Source organism: Pseudomonas sp. B20(2017) (assembly GCF_002113125.1).
Lineage (GTDB): Bacteria > Pseudomonadota > Gammaproteobacteria > Pseudomonadales > Pseudomonadaceae > Aquipseudomonas.
Genome location: NZ_NEJP01000006.1, coordinates 301883 through 315769 on the forward strand (window position 1 = coordinate 301883; position 13887 = coordinate 315769).

Here is a 13887-nt window from a genome sequence, read left to right on the forward strand (position 1 = left end):
GCTCTACTTCCTCCCCATCAAAGAGTCTTGAGGCTCTTTTTTTGTCTCTGAAAATCAGCGTTCGGGTTCACGGCGGATCGAACGCCACGCGGCCTTAGCCAGCAATTCGCGATAAGCCTTCGGACTGCCCTGCACTCGCCCGGACAACCACGCGCGGCAATAGCTGTCGGCCTGACCGACGATCAGCGACGGCAGCAGTTCGGCCGGGCATTCATTGAGTTCCGCCGCGCGCCCGGACTCCGCCAGCCAGTTGCGCAGGCCCAGATTGCGGGTCTTGTTGCGCTCGGCCAGTTCATCCTTGTGCGGGCCACGGGTCACGGCATAACGCGCGTGATACTGGAACCGCGCCCATTCCGGCTGGTTCTCGACCCAATCCACGTAGCTGTAGACCAGCGCCTGAACTCCCTCTTCGGTGGTCGTCGCATCGGCCAGATAAGCGTCGCGCAGGCGCGCCTGATCCTCCAGCGCGGTGAAAAACAGCGCGGCCACCAGCCCTTCCTTGTTGCCGAAATGGTGGTAGATCGCTCCGACGCTGGTGTCGCACTCGGCACGGATCATTTCGATGGTCGTGGCCTCGATGCCCTGTTCGTTGAACAGGCGCAAGGCCTTGCGAAAGATATCGCGCTTGAGTTCGGCGCGGCGGCCGGGGTAGCTGCGTTCGAGAAGATCTGCGGTGTCCATGGGCCTTGAAAATCCGGGTAAAGGGCACATTCGTGCCGGTGATCGAAACGCGCACAGGTTGACAGATTTCCCGCGGACAGAATACCGTTCCGTTACAGAACAATATTCTGTAACGGAACATAATTCTGCAAATACCCTAACCGCGAGGCTTCTTCCATGAGTCAGTTTCTCAGCATGTTCAACAGCGTCGGTTCCCAGGCATTCAGTCAGATGGCGTGCCAGGTCGCGCCGTACTTCAGCACTATCAATCCGCTGGTCACCGAGTTGCGGGCAGGTTCCGCGCAGGTGCAGGTGCCGTTTCGCCGCGAGATCACCAACCACCTCGGCACCGTGCATGCCATCGCCCTGTGCAATGCCGCCGAACTGGCAGCCGGGATGATGACCGACGTGTCGATTCCCGCCGGCGCACGCTGGATTCCCAAAGGCATGACTGTCGAATACCTGGCCAAGGCCAAGACCGACGTGACCGCCGTGGCCAATGGCGAAAGACTGGACTGGCAGACCGAAGGCGACAAGATCGTGCCGGTGGATGTCCACGACGCTGAAGGCAAGAAAGTGTTCACGGCGCGTATCACCATGAACGTGAAACTGTCCTGAAATCACCGGCACAAAAAAGCCCTTGCTGCGCTGGTCGCAACAAGGGCTTTTGTCGTTTCAAACAGAAGGGATCAGTGAACGGTCAGGCGCTGGCGGACAAATTCCTCGGTGCGGCGAGTGACCTGATCCAGATGCCGGTCGCGCTGTTTCTCCGCATCGAGCATCGCCCGCTTGCCGTGTCTTTGCAGCAGATAGGTATGGATCTGCTGCACTTCCAGGGACCGATAGATCGGTGTCGTGTCGATAAAACCGCGCAGCCCGTTGCTGCGGTAATGGCGGGTGCTCATCAGCACCTGCGTTTCGAGTTGACCCAGCACTTCAAAGCCCAGTGCCTCGAAATACGGCACCTTGCCGACGCTGCAGGTCAGCTCGGCATGGGGGTAACGCGCCACCATCTCCGCGATCAACGAACGGGCCACGCCCTGACGCCGATGCCCCTCGCGCACCGCCAGATAGGCCACGTTGCACGCCTCCCAATCGCCCTGCACCGGCAGGTACAACAGGAAGCCGACCACCTGCTCCGGATCATCGTCATCGGTGGCCACCAACAGTTCCACCTCGGTGCCCTTCTCGCCGTTCAACGCCTCCAGATACAGATGCACCTCGTAGCCGACCGCGTACTGATAGACGTTGTACAACAGGTTGCTCGGGCCGAGGCCGATGGCACTGATGTCGGTCAGGTTGTCGACCACCATCTGCAGGATCTGGCTGTTGACGCCTTCGGGGCATGGGGATTTGTAGTGGGTGATGCGGGGCATGGCAGGCGGACTCCAACGGTAAAACACAAGTTGCCGCGCGGGTTGAGCGACCGGCGAACCGCGACATCATACCCCTCAGCAAGCCTGACAAAAATTTCATCTGCCCGAGAACGGATCTTTCGCCGATTTGGCGTCCAATTTTCAGTTGCGTCCATTTCCCGACGCAGGCCTTGAGGAGTTGGCATGAACGTTCTGCGTTCCCCGAAAACCATGAAGACCTTGCTCGCTGCCACGCTGGTGGCAGTCACTCTGTCAGGCTGTATCGTCGAACCGGCTCGCCCGCATCGGCCACCACCGATCGTCGAAGTGGTTCCGGTCATGCCTGCGCCGGGTTATCACTGGGTTGCCGGGCATTACCGCTGGGCCGGCAACCAATGGCGCTGGATGCCGGGACATTGGCGGGCGTATTGAGGCCGGTCACTGCGCAGGGGCAACGACCTTGAACTTGATGTCGATATCCTTCGACACCACGGTGTCCGCCCACTCCCCTGCACCGAGGCCGAACTCGTCGCGCTTGAGCACCAGTTCACCGTCGAAGATGCCGATGTTGCTGTCGGGTTTGAGTTGCACCGGCACCTGCACCTCACGGGTGATGCCTTTGAGGGTGAGGTGGCCGTCGACCACATAACGGTTGTCGCCGGCCGGGCTGAAGCGGGTGGATTCGAACACCGCCACCGGGAATTTTTCCGTGTCGAACCACGCCGGTTTCACCAGCTCGGTATTGGCATCTTCACTGCCGGCGTCGATGCTGGTCAGGTCAATGTGCAGCGTGGTGTGGGCTCTGGCGAGGTTGTCGGTGTCGAAATCCAGCGTCGCGTCGAACTTGCCGAACGTGCCGTACATCCGCGAGCCCATCTGGTTGTAGGTGAAACTTATCTGGCTGGCGGTGGTGTTGACCCGGTTGTACTCCACCGCGTGTGCAGCAGGGACGACGATCAGGCAACACGCGGCCGCCAACAACAATCGAATCGACATGGAAGGCTCCGGCGCCCGATGGGTCTCGAATGACTTAAGCAAACATCCGGCACTTGCGCCAGCCCCGCCAAGGCCCACCCGGCCCGTCACACCAATCGCTCAATCTTCTGATGCTTCCAGACCCGTGTGTAATACAGCGTCTGCAACACCAGCATCCCCAGATATGCGATCGGAAACGCCATCCACACGCCCTGCAAACCGAACTGCCCGTCCAGCCAGTAGGCCGCCGGCAACTGCACGCCGAGCACGCAGATGATCGCTACCCCCACCGGCACCAGCACCGTACCGCTGGCGCGCATGATGCCGCCGATGATCGCCTGGAAACCGAAAATCAACAGGCTCCACAACATGATGTGCAGCAGATGCTCGGCCATCACCCGGGTTGAGTCTTCGGTCAGAAACAGCCCGAGCAACCAGTGCGACAACAGGTAGCCCGCCAGGATCAAACCACCGGTCAGGCACACGTTGATCCACAACCCGGTGCGCAGGATCGGGCCCATCCGCTCCAGCCGTCCGGCGCCGATCGCCTGAGCACCGAGGATCGACGCGGTGATCGCAATCGACAGCGCCGGAAACTGCACGTAATTGACGATCTGCGTCACTGCGCCATAGGCTGCCGTCGCCTGTGAGCCGTGCTGGTTGACCAGCGCCAGGATCACCAGCTCCGACAGCGAAAGCACAATCATCTGCACCCCGGTCGGCAGACCGATGCGCAACACCTTCCCGAGAATTGCGCCGTCCAGTCGCAGCGCTGCAAAGAACTCGCGATCCGGCGCCAGCGGATGGCCCTTGCGGATCAGGCTCCATGACAACCAAGCCAACGACGTCAGCGTACCGACCAGACCCGCAATTGCCGCGCTCTGAATGCCCAGTTGCGGCAAACCGAACCAGCCGCGAATGAACGCCGGCGTCAGCGCCAGTCCGACCACGGTCGACAGCAACAGCGCCAGCATCGGCGACAGCGTGTCGCTCACCCCACGCAACAACTGGGTGAACAGCACGTACACCAGCACAACCGGCAAGGTCCACATCATCACACGGGCATAGGCCACCGCATCATCCAGCACATCCGCCGGCGTCCCCAAACCCTGCAAGGCCTGACGCGCAAACACACTGCCCAGCACTGCCGCCACCAGCCCGATCAACACCCCCAGTAACAAGGTCGCCCCGGCAATCGCCTTGACCATATGCGACTCACGCGCCCCCCAGGCCTGACCGATCAACACCCCTGCCCCGGCGCCCAGACCAATGACCAGCGCGATGAAGAAAAAGATGATCGGAAACATCCCGGACACCGCCGCCAGCGCCTGTGTACCTAGCATCTGACCGATGTAGATGCTGTTGACCGTGCCCGACATCGATTGCAGGAAGTTCGACAGCACCATCGGGGCGAGGAACAGCAGGTAGGTTTTCCAGAGGGGGGATTGAGCGGGGGTTTGCATTGAGGATCCGTCTCGGGTGGAGGATTGCCTGGATATTACGCTAGATGTTTTGAGACTTGTCGGAGGTAATAGCAGTGAAGATTTTTCTGTCTGATTAAAAGCGTATGAAGCTGAGTTCATCGTTCCATCATGATCTGCAAAAGCGGCCAATCAAGATGCCAGCACTTGGCGCGGACGCGCTCCAGATAGATCGAATGTTTCTCGGCGAGGAACCTGCTCGTAGGGCGGACAACGAGGGAAAACAGATCCTGCAGGCCCAACGGTGCAGCTATTTCAATAATGCCGTTGGCACCAAGTCTGACGCCTATGGCTGTAGCCGTTTCAGGCCAGAACATCATTGCTTCGGTTGCAGAAGCATAGGGCTGATCGGCGTTACGCTGATGCATCCTTGCCTGATTCTTGACCGACCAACTTATGCTGCTGTCCAGCGTCATTAGTAATGACTCCAACTGCGCGCCCCGCTCTGGACTGGCGTCATCCGCGTCGTACCAAATGACGTCCACATCAGAAGGCAATGCAGAGAACGCCCGTCCATGAAGATGATCCCAGACCAGACTACGTACAAATCCAGCGGCGACCCAGCAATCAGGCAGCTGCAATCCTCTTACAATCTCAAGAATTTGCATGCGTGCGCGATCACTTGCCATGAGTGCATGAAGATTGGTTTTTAGCATCATTGGGTTTCTGCGGTCGTCATGACGAAACTCGGTATGAACGGGTGCCTGAGTTGAGATTCAAACGGGTAGATACCGAATAACGCTCTCTTCCAGTAATTTGATCAGCGCAGGATCCATATACTCATACTCATCCGGTATGTGCAGGCAAACAATGTGCTTGTTCGCCAGCGCCGAGCGGAATCGGCTGGAAAGTTTTTTGCGATGGGCTGGCTCCATCACACAAATCAGGTCAGCCCAATGCAACAGTTCAGGGCTGACCGGGACACCCGCCTCGCGATCGGTACCCGCCGACGCAGTTTCCACGCCGGGCCAATCTGCGAACCGTTGTTCGGCTGTCGGACTGCGCAAACGATTCTGGCTACAAATAAAAAGTACTTTCAACACCGGCTGACTCCATGCCAATACTCGACCATGACGCTTTTCCAACTCTACAACGTTCGAGAATTTATCATGCTTCAATCTCCACGCCTGCTCGCCTGCACGCTCCTGGTGCTGGTCACTAACACCGCGCAAGCTGCTACAACGGGTGCCGTACCCGAATCCTTGCAACCTTTATTAGCAACTCTGAACGAACGCCTGAACATCGGCGACCTCGTTGCCCTGACCAAATGGGACAGCGGCAAGCCGATCCAGGACAGTCCCCGTGAGGCGCAGGTGATCGACAACGCCCGCAAGCTGGCCACCGAACGCAAGCTCGACCCGGAAGACGTCGCGCAGTTGATCGCCGCGCAGATGGAGGCCAACAAACTGGTGCAATACGGTTTGCTCGCACAATGGCAAGCGGCCGGTTCCGCGCCGGACACGCCGCGACCGGATCTGGGCAAGCAGATTCGCCCGCGTCTGGATGAATTACAAACCCGCCTGCTTCAGCAGTACGCCGACTTCACACCCTACCGCCACGACCCGAACTGCCCGGCATGGCTGGCCAAGGCGCGCACCGGTCTGACCCGCGATGCGCTGCATGATCTGGCCCTGACCCGTGCCACCGGTGAGCTGTGCATTCGGCCGCTGGCGCCCTAGAACAAGGGTCTTGGCATTCATTGCTGGCGTCGATAGTCACCATCAGTTCAATGAAGTTCTCATAAAAAATCCGCGGCGTAACATCGGCTCCATACCAAACAAACAACACCCCTGGAGCACACGATCATGAAACGCCAAATCCTTCTCGGCATCGCTTTTTCGGTTCTCGCAGTCAACGCTTTTGCAGCCAAACCCGCCCACACCATGATCGCCGAAGGCGGTTCGGACCGGTTGATTGAAAGTCGTTTGGCTGAGGGTGGTTCGGATCGTCTGATCGAACGCCGCGTTGCTGAAGGTGGCGCTGATCGCCTGATCGAACGCCGTGTGGCTGAAGGTGGTTCCGATCGCTTGATCGAACGTCGCGTTGCTGAAGGTGGCGCTGATCGTCTGATCGAACGTCGCGTTGCTGAAGGTGGTTCGGATCGTCTGATCGAACGTCGCGTTGCATAAGTAAGCAGCGCATATAGAAAAGCCCGGCCTGATCAGCCGGGCTTTTTCACGTCCAGCCGGCGCTTATTCCGCGGTTTTCAGTTTGACCACATCACCGGAGATCTTGGTGGTGTAACCGGTCAGGACCCATGCCCAGAACCAGTTTTCCTGAACCTGGGTGTTGATCATGGCGTCGCCGCCCTTGGCTTTGATCGCGGCAGTCTGGGCGCGGACGAAGCGGTTGTTCTGCTGGATCGGGATGACGCCCGGAATCCGTCTCTCGGGCGCCGCGCACTTTACCGGAACTGATGGCGCATTGGTGTCAGCTCGGACCTTGTTTCAGTCTTGGTTATCGGTGCGCAGCCTGGACGCAAAGCTTGTTGTGAGGCGAAATTACTCGGACTGAAACGTCTGAAGATACGCCAACAAATTATCGATCTTATCTTCATCACTCAGCCCCCAAAAGATCATCCGCGTCCCCGGCACCACGCCCTTCGGATCCTTCAGATACTTCGTCAGCGTTTCACGATCCCAGGTCAGGCCGGAGTTTTTCATCGCGTCGGAGTACACGTAATTCGCCGACGTCCCGGCCGGGCGACCGATAATGCCGTTGAGTTCCGGGCCGAAACCCGGGCGGGCGGATTCGCCGACCTGGTGGCAGCCGCCGCACAGGCGCGGGAAGATTTTGGCGCCGGCCTCGGCGTCACCGGCAGCCAGTGTCGGCGTGCTGAACAGGCCTGCGTTGAGGATCAGGGCGAGAATGAATGCAGCGTTTTTCATCAGGGGTTTTCCAGATCGTCGGCGGCGCCAAGGGTAATCGTGCGCGGCAAGTTGCGCTACAGGTAGGCGCCCACAACCTGCCGGACTTTGAGCAAGGCTTGACGCAGGACAAGCATGTCAACCGAGCCCAACGCCAGACGAATCGCGTGGGGCACATGGGCGGACACGGTGAAGGGTTCTGCGGTGGTGACGGAAACCTGTTCGTGCATCAACTCGACCACGATGTGGTCAGCCCGGACGTCTTCCGGCAGCGGCAGCCAAAGGAAATACGAAGAGGGATGGCCCACCGTCGGCAGCTCTTCGAGGATTTGCGCGGCCAGAGCTTGCCGGGCCCGGGCGTCGCTGCGCTTTTGTGCTTCGAGCAAGGTGACGGTGCCGTCGTCGAGCCAGCCGCAGGCGATGGCGGTCATCACGCCGGGGGTGTTCCAGGTGGTCGCGCGGATGATCCGTTCCAGCGCCGCCACCTGCTCGATCGGCGCGGCGATGAAGCCGACACGCAGGCCGGTGGCGATGTTTTTCGACAGACCCGAAACGTAGACCGTGCGTTCCGGTGCCAGATCGGCCAACGGAGGTGGTGGGTTATCGACCAGAAAGGCGTAGGCCGCGTCTTCGATGATCGTCAGATCATGCCGGCGGGCAATCGCGATCAAATCCTCACGTTGCTCCAGAGGCATCACCCATCCCAGTGGGTTGTGCAGCGTCGGCATGCTGTACACCGCACGCACCGGGCGCTGGCGGCAGAGTCTGTCGAGCGCCGCCAGATCGGGGCCCTGCTCATTGACGGGAATCGCCACCACTTCCAGGTGCAGCGCTTCGGCCAGCACTTTGAATCCTGAATAGGTCAAGGCGTCGGCGGCGATCACATCGCCAGGCTTGAGTAGCGCCATCAGCGTCACCGCCAGCCCTTGCTGGGCACCGTTGACGATCAGCACCTGCTCGGCCTCGACACTCAAACCCCGTGTTTGCAGGTGCCGCGCCACCGAGGCCCGTTCATGCTGGCGACCGGCGTGAGGCTGATAGCGCAGCAGCGCTTCGAGGTCGCCGGACAGCGCCAGTTGCCGCAACGCGGTGCGCAACAATTCGGCCTGCCCCGGCAATGACGGGTAGTTGAAGTTGAGGTCGATCATGCCGACCGCGACGTCCTTCTGGTCGATGCCCTGCCCCGGCAACAACGACGTTTCCCGCACAAACGTGCCGCGCCCGGCCTCGCCGCTGACCAGGCCCATGGCCTCAAGCTCGGCGTACACCCGCGAAGCCGTGACCAGCGCCAGCCCTTCGCTCGCCGCCAGTTGCCGATGGGTCGGCAAACGGGTGCCGGGCAGCAGCCGGCCGGCGCGAATGTCCGCGGCATAGGTGTCGACGAGGGTCTTGTAACGGGAGCGCGGCATGTCGGGCTGTATCCATGACAATCCTTTGATTGTGCTGATTCTCGACCCTAGGATTGTTCCAACGCAACCCACCTCTGAGCGCAAAGCGTATGGAACGAACCACCCAACTCGGCACCCCGGCGCTGGAAAAAACCAGCGGCTGGATCAATGGCTTTATCGGCGTTGTGATCTTCAGCGGCTCGCTGCCCGCCACGCGGCTGGCAGTGCTGGAGTTCGACCCGGTGTTTCTCACCGTCATCCGCGCGACCATCGCCGGCGCCCTGGCGTTGTGCCTGTTGTGGCTGTTTCGCGAACGACGGCCGGCGCGGGATCAGTGGTTGTCATTGCTGATCGTCGCGCTGGGCGTGGTCGTGGGTTTTCCGTTGTTGACGGCCCTGGCGCTGCAATACGTGACGTCAGCCCATTCCATTGTGTTTGTAGGATTGCTGCCGCTGGCCACGGCGATTTTCGGCGTGCTGCGCGGCGGTGAACGGCCGCGTCCGGTGTTCTGGATTTTTTCGGTGTTGGGCAGTTCGCTGGTGGTCGGTTTTGCGATCTCACAAGGCCTGACCGCTTCGCCCACTGGCGATCTGCTGATGCTGGCGGCGATTCTCGCCTGCGGCCTCGGTTACGCCGAAGGCGCAAAACTGTCGCGCACCCTCGGCGGCTGGCAGGTGATCTGCTGGGCGCTGGTGCTGTCGTTGCCGGCGATGGCCGTACTGAGTGTGTGGCTGGCGCCTGCCTCGTTCAGCGGCATCAGCCTGTCCGCGTGGGTTTGTCTGGCGTATGTTTCGCTGTTCAGCATGCTGATCGGTTTTGTGTTCTGGTATCGCGGGCTCGCTCAGGGCGGGATTGCGGCGGTCGGACAGTTGCAATTGCTGCAGCCGTTTTTTGGCCTCGCACTGGCCGCGACCTTGCTGCACGAGCATGTCAGCGTGGGCATGCTGGTAGTCACTCTGGGTGTGATCCTGTGCGTGGCCGGGGCGAAGAAATTCGCCAAATAGTTTTCAGCTCGCGCCGGATTTCCATTCTCGAGGACTGAGTCCGGTCTTGCGCCGAAACGCCCGGGCCAGCGCCGAGGGACTTTCATAGCCGACCTCTTCGGCGATCAGGGCAATCGGTCGTCCCTCGCGCAGGCGTTTTTGCGCGAGGCTGATCCGCCAGTTCACCAGATAATCCACCGGCGTCTGCCCCACCACCCGCCGGAAGTGTTCGGCGAAACCGGCGCGAGACAGATTCGCGGCACTGGCCAGTTCGGCGACGCTCCAGGCCTTGGCCGGTTGGTCGTGCATCAGGTTCAAGGCTCGGGAAATCTTCGGATCGGCCAGCCCCGCCATCATGCCTGGCTGCTGATTGCGACTGCTGATGAGGTGGCGCAACAACAGAATCACCAACAGCTCAAACAGCCGGTCCATCACCGCTTCGCGTCCGCAGTGTCCGTCGAAGGCTTCCTTGAACAGCCACTCCAGGGTGTTGGCCATTTCCGGAAGATCGGCGAGTTTCAGCACCAGATAATCCGGCAGAGCTGCCGCCAAAGCATTGCCCGCGCCGCCGTCGAAGGTCAGCGAAGCGCACACCAGTTGCGTGCCCATGGCTTCGTTGGCGAACAAGCGATGGGCCATGGGACGGGGAAAAAAGATCAGGGTCGGTTCGTTGAGCGAGATTTCAGGATCATTGCCCGGCTTGAGCAACAACTCCCCCGCCTGCAACAGATGCACATGCCCGCACACTTGATCGCCGCCGTAGGCGCTCACCCCGCAAAACGTGCCGCTGTGAAAGGTGCCGGCATTGACGCCGAAATGGCTGAGTAACGTAGAAAGGCGATCCATGACTGATTCTCGCAACGACAGGTTTGGACGATCTGTCGCATATCCTCGACGATTTGCACCCAAAGCACCAGCCACGCTCCGTAGGATTCACTCCATCCCCGGCGCACTTCGCACCGGACTTTCGGAGAATCACCATGAGCCGCATCGCCCCTCTCAGTCTCGAAACCGCTACTGACGCCACTCGCCCGACACTTGAAGGCGTGCAGAAAAAAATCGGTTTCCTGCCCAACCTGTTCAAGACCCTGGCCACTGCGCCCGCCGCGCTGGATGCCTACGTGCAAATCTCGGCCACGTTGGGCAAGACGTCTTTGAGTGCCAAGGAAAAAGAGGCGGTGTATCTGGCCACCTCGCAGGTCAACGGTTGCGATTATTGCCTGGCGGCACACACTCTGTTCGCCAGCAAGGCCGGGCTGGCAGCAGAAGAAATCATCGAAGCGCGTCACGGTCGACTGAATGCTTTTGCCACCCTCGCCCATCAACTGACCGAAACCCGTGGTCATCTGAGCGATGAACAGATTGCCGCCGCCCGCGCTGCCGGCATCGACGACAAGAAGATCATCGAAGTGATCGCCATCGTCGCCGCGCAGACCCTGACCAACTACCTGAACAACGTGGCACTGACCGACATCGATTTCCCCGCCATCGAAAATCCAGCGTAATGCAAAAAACTGTGGGAGCGAGCTTGCTCGCGATGGCGGTGGATCAGTCAGCGTCTTTGTCGATTGATACTCCGCTATCGCGAGCAAGCTCGCTCCCACATTGAATTTTGTACTGCGTAGGACGCGTCAGTCGTGATCGACCCCGGCGCGTTTCAGCAACTTCTTGCAGCGCTCGGACAGGTGAAACACCTGCAAATGTTTGCCCGCCTTCGCGTAGCGTTCACGCAGGGTTTTCAGCGCGGCGATGGCCGAGTAATCGACAAAGCTCAGGTGCCGGCAATCCAGCGTCACTCGTTGCGGGTCATTGGCCGGGTCGAACTGATTGAGAAACGGCGTGGTCGAGGCAAAGAACAGCGTGCCGTGCAGGCGATAGAGTTTGCTGCCGTCCGCTTCGATATGTTCATCGGCGTACAACTCGCGCGCTTGCTGCCAGGCAAAATTCAGCGCGGCAATGATGATCCCGCACAGCACCGCCGTGGCCAGGTCGGTGAACACCGTGATGGTCGTTACCGCGATGATCACCAGCACATCGTTGAGCGGAACTTTGTTCAGCACCCGCAGCGAAGCCCAGGCAAACGTCTGCTGCGACACCACGAACATCACCCCCACCAGCGCCGCCAGCGGAATCCGCTCGATCAGTGGCGACAGAAACAGGATGAACAACAGGATCAGCACCCCGGCAACAATCCCGGACAAACGCCCGCGTCCGCCGGAACTCAGGTTGATCACGGTCTGGCCGATCATTGCACAACCGCCCATGCCGCCGAACGCACCGGAGACCATATTCGCCGCGCCCAGCGCCACGCATTCGCGGTCCGGATAGCCACGGGTTTCGGTAATTTCGTCGGTGAGGTTGAGGGTCAGCAGGGTTTCCAGCAGGCCGACCAGTGCCATCAGAATCGCGTAAGGCGCGATGATGCGCAGGGTGTCCAGCGTCCACGGAATGTCCGGCAGCGCAAACGTCGGCAAGCCGCCGGCGATGTGCGCCATGTCGCCGAGGGTGCGGGTCGGCAGGCCGAGCAGGTAAACCAGCAAACCGACGCCGAGAATCGCGACCAGCGCCGGCGGCACGGCGCGGGTCAGGCGCGGCAATACATAGACGATGGCCATGGTCAGCAGCACCAGCCCGGTCATCAGGTACAACGGTGTGCCGCTGAGCCACTGCTCGCCGCTCTTGAAATGCTCCAGTTGCGCCAGCGCAATGATGATCGCCAGACCGTTGACAAACCCGAGCATCACCGGGTGCGGCACCATGCGCACCAGTTTGCCCAGCCGCAAAAGCCCGAACGCCATCATGATCAAGCCGCCGAGCAACACCGTCGCCAACAGATATTGCACGCCGTGCTGCACCACCAGCGCGACGATCACCACCGCCATCGAACCGGCCGCGCCGGACACCATGCCCGGCCGGCCACCGAACAATGCGGTCAACGTACAAATGATGAAGGCGCCGTACAGGCCCATCAGCGGATTGAGGTGAGCCACCAGCGCAAACGCAATGCATTCGGGCAACAGGGCAAACGAGGTAGTGAGTCCGGCCAGGACATCGGCGCGCAGACGAATCGGTTTCATGGCTTACCTGACAGAGCGGCCGACGGGCGCGGCCGCATGCATTGGCGCAAAAGAGCGCTGCGGAAAAAGAGGGTTGCGGATGTTACGCAAATGCACCGGCGTGGGCCAGTGATCGCTGACAACCACTGGCGTGCGCTCTATGCTGCGCGATGTTTTAAGCAGTGGAGCCCAGGATGTCGACCGAATTGACCAGCCGCGAAGTGTGCCAACGATTGCGCGATGCCGCGCTGGGCGTGTGCACTCTACGAGTGATGAGCGTACGAACGGGCCGGCTTTCGGTCGACATCGAAGGCTGGCGCTTGCAGTTGGACTTCGACGGCCAGCGCCTGAATCACTGCGCGGATTGTTTTTGCCCGGACGGTCGAGAATGGACGCTCGATACCCGGCAGCGCTTCGGCACCGACCCGGTCAGTCTGCTGAGTACCTGGGAACTGGCGCAGATCGAAGGTTTGTTGCGGCAACGTGTATGAGAGACGGCAAACAGAGTTGCCCAATGATGGCACTCTGCCCATAATTCGCCCCCCTCTTCAACGCGCAAGGAACTGCCGTGAAAAAATCGCTGCTGTTGGTCCCGCTGTTTGCTCTGCTCCTGCAAGGCTGTGGCATGACCATGACCCGTTACGAGCCAAGCTTCGATAACGTTCAAAAGCTCAAGCAAACCCCGCCGCTGCACGCGATCAGCAACCCGCAGGTCACCGCTGAGCCGGGCGAAGGCTCGTTGATGGTCCGCGCCAACCCGATCAAATCGCCGACAGGCAGCATCCCGGCGCATATCCAGGACGCAATCACCGAAGAACTGCGCAAGGCCGGTCTGCTCGATCCGCAAGCGACGCGTCACCTGCAAGTGCTGGTGGTGAAAAACCAGTTGAACGCCGGCATGGGCACCGGTGATGGCACCATCGCTGCGCGCTTCACCCTGCGCAATGGCAACGTTGTGGTGTACGACGCCACCAAAGATGTCAGCCATCAGTGGGACAGCAGCTTTTTCGGCGTTATCGCGATCCCCAACGCGACCAACGCCTACAACCCGATGCTGCAGGACTTGCTGAAGAATCTGTACAGCGATCCACAGTTCATTCAGGCCCTGAAGTAAGGGCAAAA

The 13887-nt window shown here is 60.3% G+C and carries 18 protein-coding genes and 1 pseudogene; 8 read left to right on the top strand and 11 right to left on the bottom strand.

Annotated features, from left to right (window positions below; translation table 11 throughout):
• Nucleotides 1-54: 54 nt before the first annotated feature.
• On the bottom strand, nt 55-681 hold the full coding sequence (locus CAF63_RS11710) for a TetR/AcrR family transcriptional regulator (protein ID WP_085687455.1): 627 nt from the start codon (nt 679-681) through the stop codon (nt 55-57).
• 156 nt (nt 682-837) lie between these two features.
• Here CAF63_RS11710 and CAF63_RS11715 point away from each other — a divergent pair, with 156 nt between their 5' ends.
• Nucleotides 838-1278, top strand: a complete 441-nt coding sequence (locus CAF63_RS11715) for a hotdog fold domain-containing protein (RefSeq protein ID WP_085687453.1) — start codon at nt 838-840, stop codon at nt 1276-1278.
• Between the two features lie 71 nt (nt 1279-1349).
• Here the strand turns inward: CAF63_RS11715 and CAF63_RS11720 are convergent, their stop codons facing one another.
• Nucleotides 1350-2036 carry a GNAT family N-acetyltransferase gene (locus CAF63_RS11720; protein WP_085687451.1) on the bottom strand — a complete coding sequence of 229 codons (687 nt, stop codon included), beginning with the start codon at nt 2034-2036 and terminating at the stop codon, nt 1350-1352.
• 183 nt (nt 2037-2219) lie between these two features.
• Between CAF63_RS11720 and CAF63_RS11725 the strand changes: the two genes are divergently transcribed.
• Nucleotides 2220-2447, top strand: coding sequence for a YXWGXW repeat-containing protein (locus CAF63_RS11725; RefSeq protein ID WP_085687448.1), 228 nt, complete (start codon nt 2220-2222; stop codon nt 2445-2447).
• Nucleotides 2448-2453: 6 nt separating this feature from the next.
• Here the strand turns inward: CAF63_RS11725 and CAF63_RS11730 are convergent, their stop codons facing one another.
• From CAF63_RS11730 to CAF63_RS11745, 4 genes are all read right to left on the bottom strand, one after another.
• Entirely contained in the window at nt 2454-3011 is a 558-nt protein-coding gene (locus CAF63_RS11730; RefSeq protein WP_085687446.1) for a YceI family protein, read from the bottom strand.
• 86 nt (nt 3012-3097) lie between these two features.
• Nucleotides 3098-4453, bottom strand: a complete 1356-nt coding sequence (locus CAF63_RS11735) for an MATE family efflux transporter (RefSeq protein ID WP_085687444.1) — start codon at nt 4451-4453, stop codon at nt 3098-3100.
• 116 nt (nt 4454-4569) lie between these two features.
• Nucleotides 4570-5130, bottom strand: coding sequence for a nucleotidyltransferase family protein (locus CAF63_RS11740; RefSeq protein ID WP_085687442.1), 561 nt, complete (start codon nt 5128-5130; stop codon nt 4570-4572).
• Nucleotides 5131-5187: 57 nt separating this feature from the next.
• A complete protein-coding gene (locus tag CAF63_RS11745; protein WP_085687440.1) occupies nt 5188-5514 on the bottom strand; it encodes a low molecular weight protein tyrosine phosphatase family protein in 327 nt (108 codons plus the stop codon).
• A 66-nt stretch (nt 5515-5580) separates the two neighbouring features.
• Between CAF63_RS11745 and CAF63_RS11750 the strand changes: the two genes are divergently transcribed.
• Nucleotides 5581-6150 (top strand): chorismate mutase, encoded by a 570-nt coding sequence (locus CAF63_RS11750; RefSeq protein WP_085687438.1) that lies wholly within the window; start codon nt 5581-5583, stop codon nt 6148-6150.
• A 126-nt stretch (nt 6151-6276) separates the two neighbouring features.
• A complete protein-coding gene (locus tag CAF63_RS11755; RefSeq protein ID WP_085687436.1) occupies nt 6277-6600 on the top strand; it encodes a hypothetical protein in 324 nt (107 codons plus the stop codon).
• Nucleotides 6601-6663: 63 nt separating this feature from the next.
• On the opposite strand, the pseudogene CAF63_RS11760 reads toward CAF63_RS11755, so the two are convergent.
• The 3 genes and pseudogenes from CAF63_RS11760 to CAF63_RS11770 all read right to left on the bottom strand — a co-directional run.
• Nucleotides 6664-6846 (bottom strand): annotated as a pseudogene (locus CAF63_RS11760) (hypothetical protein); the annotation flags it as partial.
• A 126-nt stretch (nt 6847-6972) separates the two neighbouring features.
• Nucleotides 6973-7359 carry a cytochrome c family protein gene (locus CAF63_RS11765; protein WP_085687434.1) on the bottom strand — a complete coding sequence of 129 codons (387 nt, stop codon included), beginning with the start codon at nt 7357-7359 and terminating at the stop codon, nt 6973-6975.
• 56 nt (nt 7360-7415) lie between these two features.
• On the bottom strand, nt 7416-8747 hold the full coding sequence (locus CAF63_RS11770) for a PLP-dependent aminotransferase family protein (protein ID WP_085687432.1): 1332 nt from the start codon (nt 8745-8747) through the stop codon (nt 7416-7418).
• Between the two features lie 89 nt (nt 8748-8836).
• Between CAF63_RS11770 and CAF63_RS11775 the strand changes: the two genes are divergently transcribed.
• The gene (locus CAF63_RS11775) at nt 8837-9730 is read left to right on the top strand and encodes a DMT family transporter (RefSeq protein WP_085687430.1); all 894 of its coding nucleotides are present in this window, start codon (nt 8837-8839) and stop codon (nt 9728-9730) included.
• 3 nt (nt 9731-9733) lie between these two features.
• On the opposite strand, the gene CAF63_RS11780 is transcribed toward CAF63_RS11775, so the two are convergent.
• Entirely contained in the window at nt 9734-10555 is an 822-nt protein-coding gene (locus CAF63_RS11780; RefSeq protein ID WP_085687428.1) for an AraC family transcriptional regulator, read from the bottom strand.
• Nucleotides 10556-10689: 134 nt separating this feature from the next.
• On the opposite strand from CAF63_RS11780, the gene CAF63_RS11785 reads away from it, so the two are divergent.
• Nucleotides 10690-11214 carry a carboxymuconolactone decarboxylase family protein gene (locus CAF63_RS11785; RefSeq protein ID WP_085687426.1) on the top strand — a complete coding sequence of 175 codons (525 nt, stop codon included), beginning with the start codon at nt 10690-10692 and terminating at the stop codon, nt 11212-11214.
• Between the two features lie 126 nt (nt 11215-11340).
• On the opposite strand, the gene CAF63_RS11790 is transcribed toward CAF63_RS11785, so the two are convergent.
• Nucleotides 11341-12786 carry a SulP family inorganic anion transporter gene (locus tag CAF63_RS11790; RefSeq protein ID WP_085687424.1) on the bottom strand — a complete coding sequence of 482 codons (1446 nt, stop codon included), beginning with the start codon at nt 12784-12786 and terminating at the stop codon, nt 11341-11343.
• A 173-nt stretch (nt 12787-12959) separates the two neighbouring features.
• On the opposite strand from CAF63_RS11790, the gene CAF63_RS11795 reads away from it, so the two are divergent.
• Together CAF63_RS11795 and CAF63_RS11800 are read left to right on the top strand one after the other, a co-directional pair.
• Nucleotides 12960-13256 carry a hypothetical protein gene (locus tag CAF63_RS11795; RefSeq protein WP_085687422.1) on the top strand — a complete coding sequence of 99 codons (297 nt, stop codon included), beginning with the start codon at nt 12960-12962 and terminating at the stop codon, nt 13254-13256.
• A 77-nt stretch (nt 13257-13333) separates the two neighbouring features.
• Nucleotides 13334-13879, top strand: a complete 546-nt coding sequence (locus CAF63_RS11800) for a hypothetical protein (protein WP_085687420.1) — start codon at nt 13334-13336, stop codon at nt 13877-13879.
• The last annotated feature ends 8 nt before the right edge of the window (nt 13880-13887 follow it).